Source organism: Pauljensenia sp. UMB10120 (genome assembly GCF_030212035.1).
Classification (GTDB): Bacteria; Actinomycetota; Actinomycetes; order Actinomycetales; family Actinomycetaceae; genus Pauljensenia; species Pauljensenia radingae_A.
In genome coordinates, this window is the sequence record NZ_JASODH010000001.1 from 109,277 (window position 1) to 125,006 (window position 15,730).

The following is a 15,730-nucleotide window of genomic DNA, read 5'->3' on the forward strand; positions in this document are numbered from 1 at the left end:
CGGTCGATGATACAGTCATGACCGGACAAGAACGGAGAGCCGACGTGAACGATACGCCCATGATGACACTGCCCGATGGGCCAATTGACATTCGACTGATCGCCAGCGACATGGACGGCACGCTGCTGGACGGCAACTCGAAACTGCCGGACGAGTTCTGGCCGCTCATGCATGAACTGGCTGTACGTGAGATTGCGTTCGTGCCCGCGTCAGGCCGTCAGCTCGCCACCCTCGACGCCATGTTTTCCGGCACGGACGCCGGTCACTCCTACATTGCTGAAAATGGCTCCATCGTCACGTTCCACGGGCAGGTTGTGTCGACCACTTGCATCGACATGCCGACAGTCAATGAAATGATCGATGTGACGCGGCGTGTGAGCTCTGACGGTAGCTACAACCTCGGTCTGGTCGTGTGCGGGCAGAACAGCGCGTACGTTGAACGCACAGATGCCGAGTTTTACGCTGAAGCCCACAAATACTATGCACAACTGGAAGTCGTCGACGACTTGAAGCAGGCCGCGGCGCACGATAACGTCCTGAAACTCGCAACGTATGACTTCACGGATATTTCTGCCTTCGTTGATGATCAGGTTCCCCACTTGCGTCAATCGCATCAGGTGGCAGAATCTTCGCGCCACTGGGTCGATATGATGAATCCTGTGGCGAATAAAGGACGAGGGTTGACTGCCCTGCAGGAATCGCTGGGGATCGGTCCGGAGCACACGGTTGTGTTTGGCGACTTCCTGAACGACCTAGAGCTCTTCGACCATGCCGACTATTCGTACGCGATGGCTAACGCTCATCCGGATGTGACAGCACGAGCCCGATACCGCGCGCCGTCAAATATTGATCACGGTGTCATGACAGTGGTACGTGCGCTACTGGCGCTTTAACGGTGGGCCCGGCCGGTCTCGAACCGACGACCTCTGCGGTGTAAACGCAGCGCTCTGGCCAACTGAGCTACAGGCCCGACACGTGCCACTGACGTGGCACGAGGGATACTTTAACGCACACAGGTACGCAGACGCACTTGAGACGTGCGTGAGATGTCTTACCGGTGTGCGCGCGGACGAGCCGTGACGCAGATTCCGGTCCACGTGTCCCCCATTGAGAACGCGGACGTAGAATGCAGACCTGCCACACTGGCTGCTTCGGCAATGTCCGCCACGGGCACAGTGTTCGGATCAGAAGGCTTGGGGAAAAGAACCCAGATCATGCCGCCGTCATCAAGGTTTGACGCAACATCGACCAGAACGTCACCGAGGTCTTCCTCTTCAGCGTCGTCAGCGCGCCACCATACCAGTGCGCCGTCGACAACGTCGCCATAATCGACATCGACCAGTTCGTGACCAGTCTCGCGTGCAACAGCATCGCGAACAGCTTCATCGCTGTCATCGTCTACGTAGAATTCCTGGACAACCTGATTTTGGGTGAATCCGAGGCTGATCGCCACGTTGTGTAACCACCTTCCACACGCGAACCCGCTGGGCTCGTGAACTATCTAACGGCACTATAGTAGAGCAGATCTGCACCTGGGAAGAATATTTGCGCCGAAAGTCGCCGCCGATGCGGCTTGACGGGACCTGCGAGTACGGTCGGAAGGCGTCACCCTCGTCAATGAATCAAAATTGAGGCGATTCTCATGGGTCTTAAGCCCTAAAGAAGTCGCAAATCTGGGACTTTCGGGTGAGAATAGAACCACCAGGACATTGGCGACCTTCAGGTCTGTCAGCACGAGATAAAAAGGGGTATCTGTGAGCACAAACCAAAAGCATCCCGTCATCAACGGATTGCTCAGTCAAATTCCAGACAACGATCCTGACGAAACCCAGGAATGGATCGACTCGCTCACCAGCCTGATCGATGAAAAAGGCGGACCTCGCGCACGCTACATCCTGCTGCACATGATGGACGAGGCTCGCAAACGCGATGTGCAGCTGCCTCAGGAATACACCACGCCCTACGTCAACACGATCCCCGTTGACCAGGAACCCTACTTCCCCGGCGATGAAGCGATGGAGCGTCAGTACCGCCGCTGGATCAGGTGGAATGCCGCCGTTCAGGTCACGCGCGCTCAGCGCCCCGGTGTCGGAGTAGGCGGCCACATCTCCTCTTACGCATCAGTCGCTACCCTGTACGAAGTGGGTCTCAACCACTTCTTCCGCGGCAAAGACCACCCGGGCGGCGGCGACCACATCTTCTTCCAGGGACACGCCTCCCCTGGCCCTTATGCACGCGCATTCCTCGAAGGCCGCCTGACCGAAGAAGAGATGGACGGATTCCGTCAGCAGGTCAGTGTGGACGGTGGACTACCTTCCTACCCCCACCCACGCCAAATGCCTAACTTTTGGGAATACCCCACCGTGTCACTGGGACTGGGGCCTGCCGAGGCAATCTACCAGGCGTGGTTTGACCGCTACCTGCAGTTGCGCGGCATCAAGGACACTTCTCAGCAGCACACCTGGGCATTCCTGGGTGACGGCGAAATGGACGAGCCGGAAGCGCGCGGCATGCTGCAGCTTGCCGCACAGCAGGGCCTGGATAACCTCACCTTCGTCGTCAACGCCAACTTGCAGCGCCTCGACGGGCCTGTACGTGGCAATGGCAAGATCATTCAGGAACTCGAAGCCTTCTTCAAGGGCGCCGGCTGGAACGTCATCAAGGTGATCTGGGGACGCGGCTGGGATCAGTTGCTGGCAGCAGATAAGGACAATGCCCTGGTTCACCTGATGGATGAGACCCTCGACGGTGACTACCAGACGTTCAAGGCCAAAGATGGTGCATACGTTCGTGAACACTTCTTCGGACGTGATCCGCGAACCAAGGCGCTCGTGAAGGACTGGACCGATGAGCAGATCTGGGCTCTGGGCCGAGGTGGCCATGACTACCGCAAGGTGTACGCCGCCTACAAGGCTGCGATGGAGCACACCGGACAGCCTACCGTCATCCTGGCGCACACCATTAAGGGATACGCGCTCGGCACGCATTTTGCAGGACGCAACTCGACGCACCAGATGAAGAAACTGACTCTGGAGGATGCGAAGGCGCTGCGTGACCGTCTGCAGATCCCGATCAGCGACGAGGAGCTGGAGAAGGATCCGTACAAGCCGCCGTATTACATGCCACCGGCAGACGATCCGGCGTTGCTGTACATGAAGGAGCGTCGGGAGAAGCTGGGCGGATACCTGCCTGAGCGTCGTGCCCATGACGATGCACACCTGCCTGAACCTGCGATGAAGCCGTTCGAGGCTTTGTCGAAGGGCTCAGGAAAACTCGAAGTGGCCACGACAATGGCACTGGTCCGACTGCTCAAAGACCTGCTTCGTGATAAGAATATTGGTCGGCACATCGTGCCGATCATTCCCGATGAGGCACGCACGTTCGGTCTGGACGCTATCTTCCCGTCAGCCAGGATCTTCAACACGCACGGTCAGAATTACACTGCCGTGGACGCGGACATGATGCTGTCCTACAAGGAATCCGAACAGGGGCAGGTGATGCACACCGGTATTACCGAGGCTGGATCTGCGGCTGCCTTGCAGGTCGTGGGCACCTCGTATGCGACGCACAACCTGCCGATGATTCCGTTCTACATCTTCTACTCGATGTTCGGTTTCCAGCGCACCGGCGACCAGTTCTGGGCTGCTGCCGACCAGCTGACTCGTGGCTTCGTCGTGGGCGCGACAGCTGGACGTACCACCCTGACCGGCGAGGGTCTTCAGCATTTGGACGGCCATTCCCCGATCCTGGGTGCAGCCAACCACGGTTTCGTGCTGTACGACCCCGCCTACGCTTACGAAATCCGCTACATCATGTGGGATGGCATCAAGCGCATGTTCTGCGAGCACGATCCCTCGGATACGCGTGACCCGAATGTCATGTATTACCTGACGGTGTACAACGAGCCGATTCATCAGCCCGCAGAACCTGAAAATGTGGACGTGGACGGCATTATCAAGGGCATCTACAAGGTTGATGACCATACAGGGCAGGGCCCGAAGGCTCAGCTTTTGGCATCAGGTGTGGCGGTGCCGTGGGCACGTGAGGCCCGCAAGCTCCTGGCCGAGGACTGGGGCGTGGACGCCGCCGTGTGGTCGGTGACGTCATGGAACGAACTGCGTCGCGATGGCGTGGAAGCTGACGAGCACAACTTCCTGCATCCGAATGAGGATCCGCGCTACGCCTACCTGACAACCAAGTTGTCCGGCTCTGAAGGCCCCTTCATTGGCACGTCCGATTACGATGCCCTGATCATTGATCAGATCCGTCCGTGGGTTCCCGGCTACCTGTACACGTTGGGCGCAGACGGCTTCGGCATCTCCGACACGCGCCGCGCAGCACGACGCTACTTCCACATCGATGCAGAATCAATGGTGGTGCGCACGCTGCAGGCACTGGCCGATCAAAACCAGGTTGACCGCGCAGTCGTCGAACAGGCCATCGAGAAGTACCAGCTGCACAATGTGCGCATCGGTGCCGATGAGGCTGCAGCTTCAGACGAATAAGATGTGAACGCAGACGTGGAGACGCCCTCATCGCTACTCAGTGAGAGTGACGAGGGCGTCTTCGTGTGTCTGCAATTGGCAGAATTACGCGCTAGTGCTTACTTGACGCCTGCTTGGGGGTTTCAGGATCATCGCTGATCTTGGCGCCACGATACTGCGGGTTCGCCAGGTTCTCCGGAGACAGGATCTCATCGACCTGTTCCTGAGACAGGAAGCCCATCTCAACGATCAGATCACCGACGTTCTTGTTTTCTGCCGCTGCTCGTTTACCCACCACGTCACCGGCATGATGCCCGATGACATCGTTGAAATAGGTGACGATACCGATCGAATTCATCACCATGTTTCGGCAGTTTTCTTCGTTGACGGTGATACCGTCCACACACTTTTCACGCAGCGTGTCGCATGCGTGGGTGAGCAACGTGGCCGATTCAAACATGCACTGGGCGATCACCGGTTCCATGACGTTGAGCTGAAGCTGGCCGGCCTCGGCTGCCATCGTGACCGTCACATCGTTGCCGATGACTTTGAAACAGACTTGGTTGACCACCTCGGGTATCACCGGGTTGACCTTCGCGGGCATGATTGAGGATCCGGCAGCCCTTTGCGGAAGGTTGATCTCGTTCAAGCCGGCTCGCGGACCCGATGAGAGCAGACGCAGGTCGTTGCAGATCTTGGACAGCTTGCCAGCGGTGCGCTTCATCGTGGCATGCATGGAGATATACGCCCCGGCATCCGATGTCGCTTCGATCAAGTCTTCGGAGGCTGTCACGTCCAGGCCCGTGATATCACGCAGATGAGCGACCACTGCCTTCTGGTAGCCCGGAGGCGTATTGAGCCCAGTGCCAATCGCAGTGGCGCCCAGGTTGGTTTCCAGAAGCAGGTTGGCTACGTTGACCAGACGTGGGTCCTCTTCACGCAAAGTCACGCCGAACGCGGTCATTTCCTGACCAATCGTCATGGGGACGGCATCCTGCAACTGTGTGCGCCCCATAGTGAGGACATGCTGATAGCGGGCACCGAGGCGCTCAAACGCGTCGGCCAGATCATTCACGGCGTGCCGCAGCTGGTCGACCTTCTCGTAGGCGGCCAGTCGAAAAGCTGTGGGATACGTGTCGTTGGTGGACTGGGAGTGGTTGACATCGTCGTTGGGATTAATCAGATCATAGCGCCCTCGCTCCTGACCGGTCATCTCGAGAGCGAGATTGGCGATCACCTCGTTGGCGTTCATATTCACCGATGTGCCCGCACCACCCTGGAACTGGTCAATCGGGAACTGGTCGAGGCACGCGCCCTCGTCGATGATGGCATCGCAGGCCTGCACAATTGCATCTGCCGTGGCGGGCTTGAGCACTCGCAAATCCTTATTCGCCAGCGCGGCAGCTTTCTTGACCTGAGCGAATGCCCGAATCAGCTCAGGCACTTCATTGATCGTTCTACCGGAAATCTGGTAGTTTTCCTGCGCGCGCAAGGAGTGGATACCCCAGTAGGCTTCCTGCGGAACGTCGCGACTTCCCAAAAGATCTTCTTCGGACCGATTTCCCACAATATCCTCCGTTCATGTCAGCCCATCGTCGGGCATGTCATCTCAATGTCTATAGTAGTGGTGCTTTAGCGAGGCTGAGGCCACCTCGACCATAATGCCCTGAGACGTTCGTGTGAGACAACGGCAACAACGTCGAAAGGAATATTCGCAGGACACACTCTGATGCATTCGCCGTAGCCAGAACACGAGCCAAAGTACTGATCCATCGCCTCATTCATGCGCCGGGCACGCTCTGCCCGCTCCAACCCCGGAATGCTCAACGCTGCCAGGTGACCCATCCGTGCACCCGCATACAACGCGGCTGAGCCGTTCGGACACGCCGCAACACACGCGCCGCAGCCGATACACGCGGCCAGGTCAAGTGCACCTTCGGCATCTTGATGACGAATCGGAATCGCGTCCGCATCAGGAGCCAGACCGGTATCAACGGAAGCAAATCCTCCCGCCATCGTGATCCGGTCGAGGACACTGCGATCTACCACAAGGTCACGGATCACTGGAAAGGCGCCCGATCGCAACGGTTCCAGGCGCACATGCGTGCCATCGGCATGAGCGCCGACCCTCTGCATGCAAGCCGGCAGATTCTCACTGAATCCGTGGGGCCTTCCATCAACTTGAATGCCGCATGCACCGCAGATTCCTTCGCGGCAATCCGAATCAAACGCAACCGGCTCGACGCCGCGGGAACTCAGGTTGCGATTGAGGTGATCGAGGAGCTCCAGAATCGACATGCGTTCATCGCACCCGTCCAGTTCGTAGGAGTGGAATGTTCCGACAGCTTCCGGGGCTTTCTGCCGCCACACGTCGACGATCAGTTTCATTGGTAGTTCCTCGTTGCCAGGGGGACGGTAGTAAACGTCAGCTCTTCGGCGTGGTGAGTGCAGGTAATTGCCAAGGGAGCTGCGCCATCTGTCCCCAGGTCATGCCACCCGTCAGTGGTCCAGGCGGATACGTTCATCCACTGGTCGTCGCGGCGCTGCGCCTCCCCCTGCTCCGTCTGGTATTCACTTCTGAAGTGCGCGCCGCAGGATTCCTCGCGATGCCACGCGTCCACACACATGAGTGTGGACATCTGAATGCTGTCCTGAAGCCTGGCAGCTGCAACCAAGTCGGTGTTGAAGTGTCCTGTCTCGCCACTGACACGCAGGTCGGTACCCATGCGCTGTTGGAGTGCGTCGATGTCGCTGAGCGCAGCCTCCAAGCTCTCCTTACTGCGCACAACGCCGCACCCCTGGTACATGATATCGCCCAACTTGCGGGCAAAAGTGTCCGTCGGAGTAGCTCCATCGATGTCGAGCAGGCCCTGCAGTCGCGATTCGACCCCCTCACGGGCAGCGATCACGCGGGAATCATCGACGGAGAGCAACTCCTGGCCTAGAATGCCTGCCAAATAGTCGGGTACTGTGCGCGGGATTGTGAAAGCACCATCGACGCAGGCGGCAAGCAAGGAATTGGCTCCCAGACGGTTGGCCCCGTGGTAGGCCGCGTTCGCCTCGCCGGCTGCAAACAGTCCCGGGATGGTGGTCATGAGGCGGAAGTCGACCCACAAGCCACCCATTGTGAAATGCGCGCCGGGAGCGATGCGCATGGGGCGAGTGTAGGGGTCCTCCCCTGTTGCATCGAGGTACATGTCAAGGAGGTTGCCGTAGCGCTCAGCGATGACGCGTCGGCCCACCCGCTCCAGTGCGTCCCTAAAATCCAGGTACACGCTGTTTCGTTCGGGACCGACCCCATGCCCCGATTCGATCTGCTCGCGCGCAGCACGAGAGGCAATGTCGCGAGGCGTGAGGTTTCCAAACGCGGGGTACTTGCGCTCCAGGTAGTAGTCGCGTTCCTCTTCGGGAATGGTGTTCGGGTCTCGGTCATCGCCAGGGCTGCGTGGCACCCAGATGCGTCCGTCGTTACGCAGAGATTCGCTCATGAGCGTGGTCTTGGATTGCCACGGGAATGAGACAGGTAATGCGGTGGGGTGGAATTGGATCATGCTCGGTGAAGCGAGAGCGGCGCCGGCACGGTGAGCTCGCCATATGCCTGTTGTCGAGCAGTTCTTTGCCAGCGTCGAATAGTAGTAGACGTTGCCGTATCCGCCTGTGGCAATCACAACTGCGTGTGCGGGATGGAAGCGGGTGCGTCCGGTGATCATGTCACGCGTGATCACACCGGCGGCCCGGCCGTCAGCAACGACGACGTCGAGCATTTCGTGGCGCACCCATAACGTCACGCGGCCTGCAGCCACCTGACGCATGAGGGACGAGGACGCTGCCACCTGAAGTTGCTGGCCCGTCTGCCCTCGCGAGTAGTACGTTCGCGAAACCTGCACGCCGCCAAATGATCGTGTGGATAACGATCCGCCATATTCTCGGGCGAACGGCACACCCAGCGCGTTCATGTGGTCGATGACGCGCGCCGATTCAATACCCAGTCTCCATACTTCGGACTCTCTGGCGCGGAAATCACCGCCCTTAATAGTGTCGGTGACGAACCGCTGCACGCTGTCCGAGTCGACTCGTCGTGCCCGCGCCGCATTGATACCGCCTTGAGCTGCCACTGAATGGGAGCGTCGCGGCGTATCCAGAGTTGTGATCGCATCTACCCCAAAGCCCAGTTCAGCCAGAGCCGCTGCGGCACTGGCGCCCGCCAGACCGGTCCCCACAACAACCACCCTGAATGTACGCCTGTTCCCGGGTGAGACGAGGCGCGCGTGGGAGACAAATTCGTCCCACATGCGTTCGGGTTCGACTTCAGGTTCATGGGCGTCAACAGGGGCGCCCTCGTCAATGCGCAGATGCGTGCGTCCGGCAGCGAGCGGAAGTGCGAGGGCGACGCTGATCGCTCCCATGTGCGAAGCGGCGATGACGGTGAGGTCTCCGATCACAACTGCCAAAGCGATCGCATAGCCAGCGATGCGCACAACGGTGCCGATACGTGGTGAGCGCCCACCGAGATCCTGCCAGGCTCGCTCAATGCCGTGGCTGAGGTGAAGGCCTATCGCAATAAGGGCGATGACATATGCCGCGAACATGACAGGCCTGCTCATCGATGCCACCACATTGGCAGCGGCGTAGAAACGAGAGTCGGGATGGCGGAAAGCGGCCGATTCGACCACTGTGCCAATGGTGAGGTCAAGGAGATGGATCACGATAAAGGCAATGAGGACGAGTCCGGTCGGAAGCATGAGCTTTGCTGCCCAGCCGCGATGCTTCAGCCTGCGCGCACCGGGCGTGTGGGTCAACGCGCCGCGGCGCCACAAGATGAGTGCGCCACAGGTATGCAGCAGAACACACGACAGTAAGATCACGCGCAGGATCCACAAAACGGACCCATACGGAAGAGCCGGTTCACCGATCGTGCGCAGCCACTGCGCATAGTGATCCATCTGAGCAGGATCGGTCAGGATCTTGACGTTGCCGACCATGTGGATGAAGACGAACGCCGCCATGATCAGGCCTGTGATTGCCATGACGACTTTGCACACCCATGTTGGAATCGTGACGCGCCGCGCGGTGGGCGTCAACGTGCCGTTGATCGTCATGTCCGATCCTCCTCATATCCAGCCTATCGGGTTCGGGAGGGCTCGTGTGCGGTTCAGGACGTCGAGCGAGCCAGGTTGAGCAGGTCCTCGACCGTTGTGAGTGCATCCACGTCCCGGTCGATCAAGGTGATGCCGAGTTCGTGCTCGATTTGGCTGATCACTGAGTAGCGTCCGAGGGTGTCCAGGTCGAGGTCACCTTCGAGTGTCAGGTCTGCGCGCATCCGGTCTGGTTCGATGGAGGTTTCTTCCAGCAGTGCGTTCATGACGGCTTCACCGACCGTATCGTTGTCCTCCTGATCGCTCTGAGGCGGTTCGTCCATGTCGAGGAGTTCGGTCAAGTCGATGCCAAGCTGGTCGCCGATCGATCCCATGTCTTACCCCACGCGGTTGAGCCAGCGCACCGGAGCTCCGGCACCGGCATAGCGGAATGGTTCGAGCTCATCATCCCACGCCTGTCCGAGCGCAAGATTGAGTTTGTCGATCATCTCTGTCGGGGAATGTGATTCGTCGAGGGCTGCGCGAATCCTTCCTTCCGGCACGACAACGTTGCCTGCCGTGTCCATTTGGGCGTGGAAGATGCCCAGTGACGGCGTGTGAGACCAGCGGCCACCGTCAGTGATCGCGGTGGCTTCCTCGGTGACTTCGTAACGCAGGTGTTCCCAGCCGCGAAGTGCCGACGCGAGTCGGGCGCCGGACCCGGTCTGGCCTACCCATGAGAATTCGGAGCGTACCATCCCGGGTGCAGCATCCTGATCAGTCCACTGCAGGTGCACTTCCTGTCCGAGCGCTGTTCCAACGGCCCACTCGATGTGTGGACACAGCGCTGGCGGAGTTGAGTGCACGAAAAGTACACCACGGGTGTAAGACCTACTCATCGTGACCTCCATTTCGCGTGAGAATCGTCTTCCCCTACGTTCTCAACCGGAAACAGACACGCTGAATCGTGGCGTTACACCCATTATGACGCGTCTACGCCGACTATTCCAGTGCCACGCCGTGAAAGCCTGTTAGCATCGTAGTGTCCCCACTGCGCAGACGGCGCGGCTCCATTTTGTGTGGAGACATGGGTCGAGGAAAGAAAAGAATAGATGGACGACTTTTTCAGAGGTGTTGAAAGCCCCGGCATGATCGATTGGCCGAGCATGCCGACCTACAACACGTTAATGGCAGTCGCAGCCGGTGCAGCGCTCATCGGGCTTGCGATGTTCTTCAGGGAAGTTCGCTCGAACTCCGGCAAGACTGCCGTGCGGGTCGACGGATACGCCATGGCGTTCGGTGCTCTTGGCTTGATCTTGACAACCACCGGCTTGCACATGACGACGACGTGGCCGCTGGCCGCTGGCGGTTTCGCCTACGACAATGTGATCTTCGGTGAAACCTGCCTGGGCTTTGGATCACTCTTACTGTTCGCGTGCTTCTATCTCTGGAAGCAGCGTGACCACATTGCCCGTTCACAGAAGGCTCTGAGCGAACTGCTCCACGCCGCAAAGCCGCTGTCGATTTTCGCCGGCGGACTGGGATTGGGACTGTGGGGCATCGCCTTCGCCGGCGTGATGTACCGACTCTTCACCGCTCCCCCGCAGGAGCCCATTTCCGGTTGGTTTGCACAGTGGCCGTGGTTCGAAGCGATCTTCATGTCACTGTTCTTCTTTGTCATCGGTTTGGGCTGCGTCCTGTTCCCAATCGGCGTGTTCCGCGCTGATAAAGAAGGCACATCTGAATCGCGTGGAGGCGGCATTCTTAACGCTGTCATGTGGCTGTGGCTGGCATGCGGCGTTGCAATCGGCCTATTCGGATGCCTGAACTTCTACACGCACATCGGTCTGATCGTCAACACGATGTGAGATCTGCAGTTGCCACGATTCTGAATGACAGAGGAAGGGCACATGTCGGTGCGGATTCCGGTAGCTTCCAGCTGCTGGGTCCGCACCGTTTCATATCGGGCGACATCGGGAAGAATAACTCATCAATCTCGTCAAGGCGTTTAACAAAGACGCCCTCGTCACTGAGCGCATTGACAATCTGCCCAAGTGAGTGGTTCCACTCCACCGTCGCGTTCTTGCCTGGGGTCACAGAAGAGCCTGCGTAGTCGGCTTCGCTTGAGTCGTCGTCCCATGTGATTCCCTCACGGGTTTCAAAGTACGGGAAATGAAGTTCGAGGGCGTCACATTGCACCGGGTCCTTCAATGTTCCCACAAGAGGATGCACGTCACGTACAACCAGAGTGCCGCCTGGTTTCAGCAAGGAAGCGACAACATGAGCCCACCGGCGTATGTCAGGCACCCATGCAAGGGCACCCTCCGAGGTGTACACAATGTCGAAGCGTTCCTCTACCGCCTCATGGGCAGACAAAACATCCGAGCACACGTAGTCGATGTGGAGGCCTGCTCGGTCGGCAATGCCGCGTGCAATCTCCAGGGATTCTTCGGAAAAATCAAGGCCAACCAGACGGTGCGCCCCCAAGCGTGCCAGTCCTACAGTGTCGGTGCCGATATGGCATTGAAGGTGGATGACGTCGCCGCCCTCGATGCCAGCGCCCTCCAGGTACGGTCGATCCAAGCGTATAGCCTCAGGAATCTTCGCGCGATCGTTCACCAGAGTGTCAACGTCGTAAAACGGTGACTGAGCGTGACGTGATGCCTGCTCCTGCCAGAAGGCGTGATTGAGGCAGAGTGCGTCACCGTGCTCACGCATCAGCTACAGACCCATCTTGCGGATCGCGCGCATCGCTTCCTTACGGTTCTTGCGGTCAAGGCGATCAATGTAAATCTTGCCGTCCAGGTGGTCGCATTCGTGTTGAATACACCGACCCATCAGCTCCTCGCCTTCGACGACAACTGGCTTGCCATCCAGGTCAATCCCCTCGGCACGGGCATACCAGGCACGCTCAGTTGGGAAGAACAAGTCAGGAACTGACAGACAACCCTCATCGCCATCCTGATATTCGTCCTTGGACAACTCGACGATCCGGGGGTTCAGGATGTAGCCCACTTCCCCATCGATGTTCCACGAGAACGCACGCAGACCAACGCCGATCTGGTTGGCCGCGAGACCCGCACGCCCCTCCATATCAACGCCCTCAAGCAAATCTTCGACCAGCATCTTCACGTGGTCATCAATCGTCGTGATCTCCTTGCACGGCGTACGCAGGATGGGATCTCCGATTATGCGAATGTCACGAATCGCCATTATTGCCCCTGATTCATTAAGTCTTGATGAAGTTCACTGACACGCATGAGCGCTTCGTCCACGGGAACTTCATGGCGCTCACCTGTCGCTCTCGTACGGATTTCCACGACACCGTCAGTCAGGCCACGCCCAACGACGAGGGTGATCGGAATGCCGATCAACTCACTGTCAGCAAACTTGACACCTGCCGACATCTTCGGACGGTCATCGTAGAGCACATCGAGACCTGCAGCATCCAACTGAGTGGCCAAATCGCGCGCCGTCGTGAAGATCTCCTCGCCCTTACCCGTAGCGAGGACATGAACATCGAAGGGTGCGATGTGTGCGGGCCATGACAAGCCCTTCTCATCGCTGGTCGATTCAGCCAAGGCCGCCATCACGCGAGACACGCCGATACCGTAGGAGCCCATCGTGACGATGCGGGATTTGCCGTTCTCATCCAGAACGGTCAGGCCCAACGCCTCGGCGTACTTGCGTCCCAACTGGAAAATATGGCCGATTTCGATGCCGCGTTCCAGGTGCAACGGACCGGAGCCGTCAGGTGCGGGGTCGCCCTCGCGTACCTCGGCCGCTTCGATCCAGCCATCTGCAGTAAAGTCACGCCCCTTGACAAGGCCAAAGACGTGCCGTTCGACCTCATTGGCGCCTGTGATCCACGACGTGCCATCCACGATGCGCGGATCGAGCAGGTAGCGCACAGGGTGTTCAATGCCCCGTGCATTGGGGCCCAGGACGTCAGGGCCGATGTAACCGGCGACCAGCTCCGGATGCTGCGCCAGATCCTCGCCGGTCGCGATCTCAACACGCCCCGGTGAAACAGCGGCCTCTAGGCGCTTCATATCGACTTCTCGGTCACCTGGCACACCGATCACCACGACTTCACGCGTGTCGTCAGGATGCGTCAACGCCACTACCACGTTCTTCAATGTGTCGGATGCTTCCCACGGGCGATCCTCACGCGGATGCTCGTCGTTCGCGAACGTCACGAGTGCGTCGATCGTCGTGGAATTCGGCGTCGGATAGACAACTGCCTGGCGCTGACCTTCGATTGGCAGCGGGTCCGGTGCCGGTGTCTTGACAGCTTCCGCGTTGGCCGCATACCCACCTGCAGAGCGAACAAATGTATCTTCGCCAATCGTGCACGGATGCAGGAACTCTTCAGAGCGTGATCCGCCCATTGCGCCGGACATTGCCGAACAGATGACGTATTCAAGGTCCAGACGTTTGAAGATCGCTTCGTACGCCGAACGTTCCAGGTCGTAGGAGGCATCCAGCCCGTGATCGTCAAGGTCGAAAGAGTACGCATCTTTCATGATAAATTCGCGTCCGCGGATCAGACCGGCGCGAGGACGAGCCTCGTCACGGTACTTGGTCTGAATCTGGTACAGCGTGACGGGAAGATCTTTGTACGAGGAGTACATATCCTTGACCAGCAGGGTAAACATCTCTTCGTGAGTGGGGGCAAGCAGATAGTCCCCCTCTTTGCGGTCACGCAGCTTGAAGAGCGTAGGGCCGTATTCCTCCCAGCGATGGGACTGCTTGTACGGGTCGGCTGGAAGCAGAGCTGGGAACAGTACTTCCTGCGCACCGATCCTGTCCATTTCCTCACGCACAACCTGCTCCACCTTGCGCACCACGCGCAGGCCCAACGGGAGCCACGTGTAGATACCGGGTGCGGTACGTCGAATGTAACCAGCGCGCACCAGGAGCTTATGAGAGGTGACTTCCGCGTCGGCGGGATCTTCACGCAACGTGCGGACAAAGAAAGATGACATAGTTTTCAGCACGTCTTCCAGATTAGTTCACCACTGCGCTTCCTGTCAGATCCTGTCCCTGAGATGTCGGAATCCAAGCGAGGCGACCAGCAGCACGAGACAATAGAACCATGATGAATTTTCTTCCAACCGGTACTCCCTGGCTGCCTTCGACGGACCGTTATTCGACCATGCCGACCGCGCGTTGCGCGGACTCAGGTTTGCAGCTCCCTCGCATTGCACTGGGACTGTGGCACAACTTCGGTGACGACCGCCCGTTCCAGACACAGCGTGACATTATTCGCTTCGCATTCGATCACGGTATTTACCACTTCGACATAGCCAATAACTACGGTCCGCCAGCGGGGAGCACGGAAGAGAACTTCGGGAGGATCTTCGCGAAGGATTTGCGGGCACATCGCCACGAGCTCGTCATTTCAACGAAAGCGGGATGGGACATGTGGGAAGGTCCCTATGGCCAGGGCGGCTCCCGCAACTACTTGTTGTCATCTCTGGATGAGTCATTGACCCGTATGGGGCTCGATTACGTGGACATCTTCTACCACCATCGTCCTGAAGGCGAAACGCGCCTGGAAGAATCGATGATGGCGCTGCGTGATGCTGTGGCATCGGGCAAAGCACGCTACGTCGGGATTTCGTCCTACAGTGCGCACGCAACCATTGAGGCACAGTCGATCATGCGTGAACTCGGCGTTCCCCTCGTGATTCATCAGCCGTCGTACTCGATGCTGAATAGGTGGGTTGAAGAAGGCGAGCCCTCGCTGCTGGATACTGCCGCTGAACAGAAGATGGGCGTCATCGCGTTTTCTCCTCTGGCGCAGGGAATGCTCACCGACAAGTACCTGGACGGCATTCCTGAGAATTCACGGCTCGGCGTGGGTAAAGTTTCGCGCGAATTCTTCACCGATGAGACGCTCGATCACATTCGCGCCCTCAACGATATAGCTCATGAGCGTGGACAGGATCTGGCTCAAATGGCTATCGCGTGGGTGCTGCGAGATCAGGGAGCGCGCACCGTGACCACCGCATTGGTCGGAGCTTCCAGCGTGGAGCAATTGTCGAATTCTCTCGGAGCACTCGACGCCACTGACTTCAGCGACGAGGAACTGCAGGCCATCGACGAGCATGCGGTGGATTCAGGCATCAACCAATGGTGGGGCGCAACTGAAACGCGGCCGTAAGG

Annotated in this window: 13 protein-coding genes and 1 tRNA gene; 4 read left to right on the forward strand and 10 right to left on the reverse strand. The window is 58.6% G+C overall.

Annotated elements, in window-relative coordinates:
- Positions 1-17 precede the first annotated feature (17 nt).
- On the forward strand, positions 18-893 hold the full coding sequence (locus tag QP093_RS00475) for a Cof-type HAD-IIB family hydrolase (RefSeq protein ID WP_285014062.1): 876 nt from the start codon (positions 18-20) through the stop codon (positions 891-893).
- 3 nt (positions 894-896) lie between these two features.
- Here QP093_RS00475 and QP093_RS00480 read toward each other — a convergent pair.
- Together QP093_RS00480 and QP093_RS00485 are read right to left on the reverse strand one after the other, a co-directional pair.
- A tRNA-Val gene (locus tag QP093_RS00480) sits at positions 897-970 on the reverse strand.
- Between the two features lie 81 nt (positions 971-1,051).
- A complete protein-coding gene (locus QP093_RS00485) occupies positions 1,052-1,453 on the reverse strand; it encodes a DUF3052 family protein (protein ID WP_058236741.1) in 402 nt (133 codons plus the stop codon).
- Between the two features lie 301 nt (positions 1,454-1,754).
- On the opposite strand from QP093_RS00485, the gene aceE reads away from it, so the two are divergent.
- The gene (gene aceE / locus QP093_RS00490; protein WP_070727254.1) at positions 1,755-4,505 is read left to right on the forward strand and encodes a pyruvate dehydrogenase (acetyl-transferring), homodimeric type; all 2,751 of its coding nucleotides are present in this window, start codon (positions 1,755-1,757) and stop codon (positions 4,503-4,505) included.
- A gap of 91 nt (positions 4,506-4,596) precedes the next feature.
- Here the strand turns inward: aceE and aspA are convergent, their stop codons facing one another.
- From aspA to QP093_RS00515, 5 genes are all read right to left on the reverse strand, one after another.
- Positions 4,597-6,054: an aspartate ammonia-lyase gene (aspA, locus tag QP093_RS00495; protein ID WP_285014322.1), complete on the reverse strand. Its 1,458-nt coding sequence runs from the start codon at positions 6,052-6,054 to the stop codon at positions 4,597-4,599.
- Between the two features lie 62 nt (positions 6,055-6,116).
- Positions 6,117-6,872: a succinate dehydrogenase/fumarate reductase iron-sulfur subunit gene (locus QP093_RS00500; protein WP_285014063.1), complete on the reverse strand. Its 756-nt coding sequence runs from the start codon at positions 6,870-6,872 to the stop codon at positions 6,117-6,119.
- Positions 6,869-9,583, reverse strand: a complete 2,715-nt coding sequence (locus QP093_RS00505) for a fumarate reductase/succinate dehydrogenase flavoprotein subunit (RefSeq protein WP_285014064.1) — start codon at positions 9,581-9,583, stop codon at positions 6,869-6,871. The genes QP093_RS00500 and QP093_RS00505 overlap by 4 nt, the downstream gene beginning before the upstream one ends.
- A 53-nt stretch (positions 9,584-9,636) precedes the next feature.
- Complete coding sequence (locus tag QP093_RS00510; RefSeq protein ID WP_058236737.1) at positions 9,637-9,954, reverse strand: acyl carrier protein; 318 nt, start codon at positions 9,952-9,954, stop codon at positions 9,637-9,639.
- A 3-nt stretch (positions 9,955-9,957) separates the two neighbouring features.
- Positions 9,958-10,458 carry a DUF3145 domain-containing protein gene (locus tag QP093_RS00515; protein WP_058236736.1) on the reverse strand — a complete coding sequence of 167 codons (501 nt, stop codon included), beginning with the start codon at positions 10,456-10,458 and terminating at the stop codon, positions 9,958-9,960.
- A 213-nt stretch (positions 10,459-10,671) separates the two neighbouring features.
- Between QP093_RS00515 and QP093_RS00520 the strand changes: the two genes are divergently transcribed.
- Positions 10,672-11,427 (forward strand): DUF981 family protein, encoded by a 756-nt coding sequence (locus QP093_RS00520; protein ID WP_058236735.1) that lies wholly within the window; start codon positions 10,672-10,674, stop codon positions 11,425-11,427.
- Here the strand turns inward: QP093_RS00520 and QP093_RS00525 are convergent.
- The 3 genes from QP093_RS00525 to QP093_RS00535 are packed head-to-tail and all read right to left on the reverse strand — an operon-like array spanning position 11,414 to position 14,547.
- The gene (locus tag QP093_RS00525; RefSeq protein ID WP_285014065.1) at positions 11,414-12,277 is read right to left on the reverse strand and encodes a class I SAM-dependent methyltransferase; all 864 of its coding nucleotides are present in this window, start codon (positions 12,275-12,277) and stop codon (positions 11,414-11,416) included. The two genes, QP093_RS00520 and QP093_RS00525, sit on opposite strands and share 14 nt — an antisense overlap.
- 3 nt (positions 12,278-12,280) lie before the next feature.
- Positions 12,281-12,772, reverse strand: coding sequence for a peptide deformylase (gene def, locus QP093_RS00530; protein WP_285014066.1), 492 nt, complete (start codon positions 12,770-12,772; stop codon positions 12,281-12,283).
- Positions 12,772-14,547, reverse strand: coding sequence for a proline--tRNA ligase (locus tag QP093_RS00535; protein ID WP_480295378.1), 1,776 nt, complete (start codon positions 14,545-14,547; stop codon positions 12,772-12,774). Before QP093_RS00535 ends, def begins: the two co-directional genes overlap by 1 nt.
- Before the next feature lie 110 nt (positions 14,548-14,657).
- Between QP093_RS00535 and QP093_RS00540 the strand changes: the two genes are divergently transcribed.
- Positions 14,658-15,728 carry an aldo/keto reductase gene (locus tag QP093_RS00540; protein ID WP_285014068.1) on the forward strand — a complete coding sequence of 357 codons (1,071 nt, stop codon included), beginning with the start codon at positions 14,658-14,660 and terminating at the stop codon, positions 15,726-15,728.
- Positions 15,729-15,730: the final 2 nt, after the last annotated feature.

Bases quoted from the DNA above. Each gene is read 5' to 3' on its own strand.
- QP093_RS00515 (WP_058236736.1), bottom strand. From the start codon at position 10,458: ATGAGTAGGTCTTACACCCGTGGTGTACTTTTCGTGCACTCAACTCCG.
- QP093_RS00510 (WP_058236737.1), bottom strand. From the start codon at position 9,954: ATGGGATCGATCGGCGACCAGCTTGGCATCGACTTGACCGAACTCCTC.
- QP093_RS00520 (WP_058236735.1), top strand. From the start codon at position 10,672: ATGGACGACTTTTTCAGAGGTGTTGAAAGCCCCGGCATGATCGATTGG.
- QP093_RS00540 (WP_285014068.1), top strand. From the start codon at position 14,658: ATGATGAATTTTCTTCCAACCGGTACTCCCTGGCTGCCTTCGACGGAC.
- QP093_RS00535 (WP_480295378.1), bottom strand. From the start codon at position 14,547: ATGTCATCTTTCTTTGTCCGCACGTTGCGTGAAGATCCCGCCGACGCG.
- QP093_RS00500 (WP_285014063.1), bottom strand. From the start codon at position 6,872: ATGAAACTGATCGTCGACGTGTGGCGGCAGAAAGCCCCGGAAGCTGTC.
- QP093_RS00505 (WP_285014064.1), bottom strand. From the start codon at position 9,583: ATGACGATCAACGGCACGTTGACGCCCACCGCGCGGCGCGTCACGATT.
- QP093_RS00525 (WP_285014065.1), bottom strand. From the start codon at position 12,277: ATGCGTGAGCACGGTGACGCACTCTGCCTCAATCACGCCTTCTGGCAG.
- QP093_RS00475 (WP_285014062.1), top strand. From the start codon at position 18: ATGACCGGACAAGAACGGAGAGCCGACGTGAACGATACGCCCATGATG.
- def (WP_285014066.1), bottom strand. From the start codon at position 12,772: ATGGCGATTCGTGACATTCGCATAATCGGAGATCCCATCCTGCGTACG.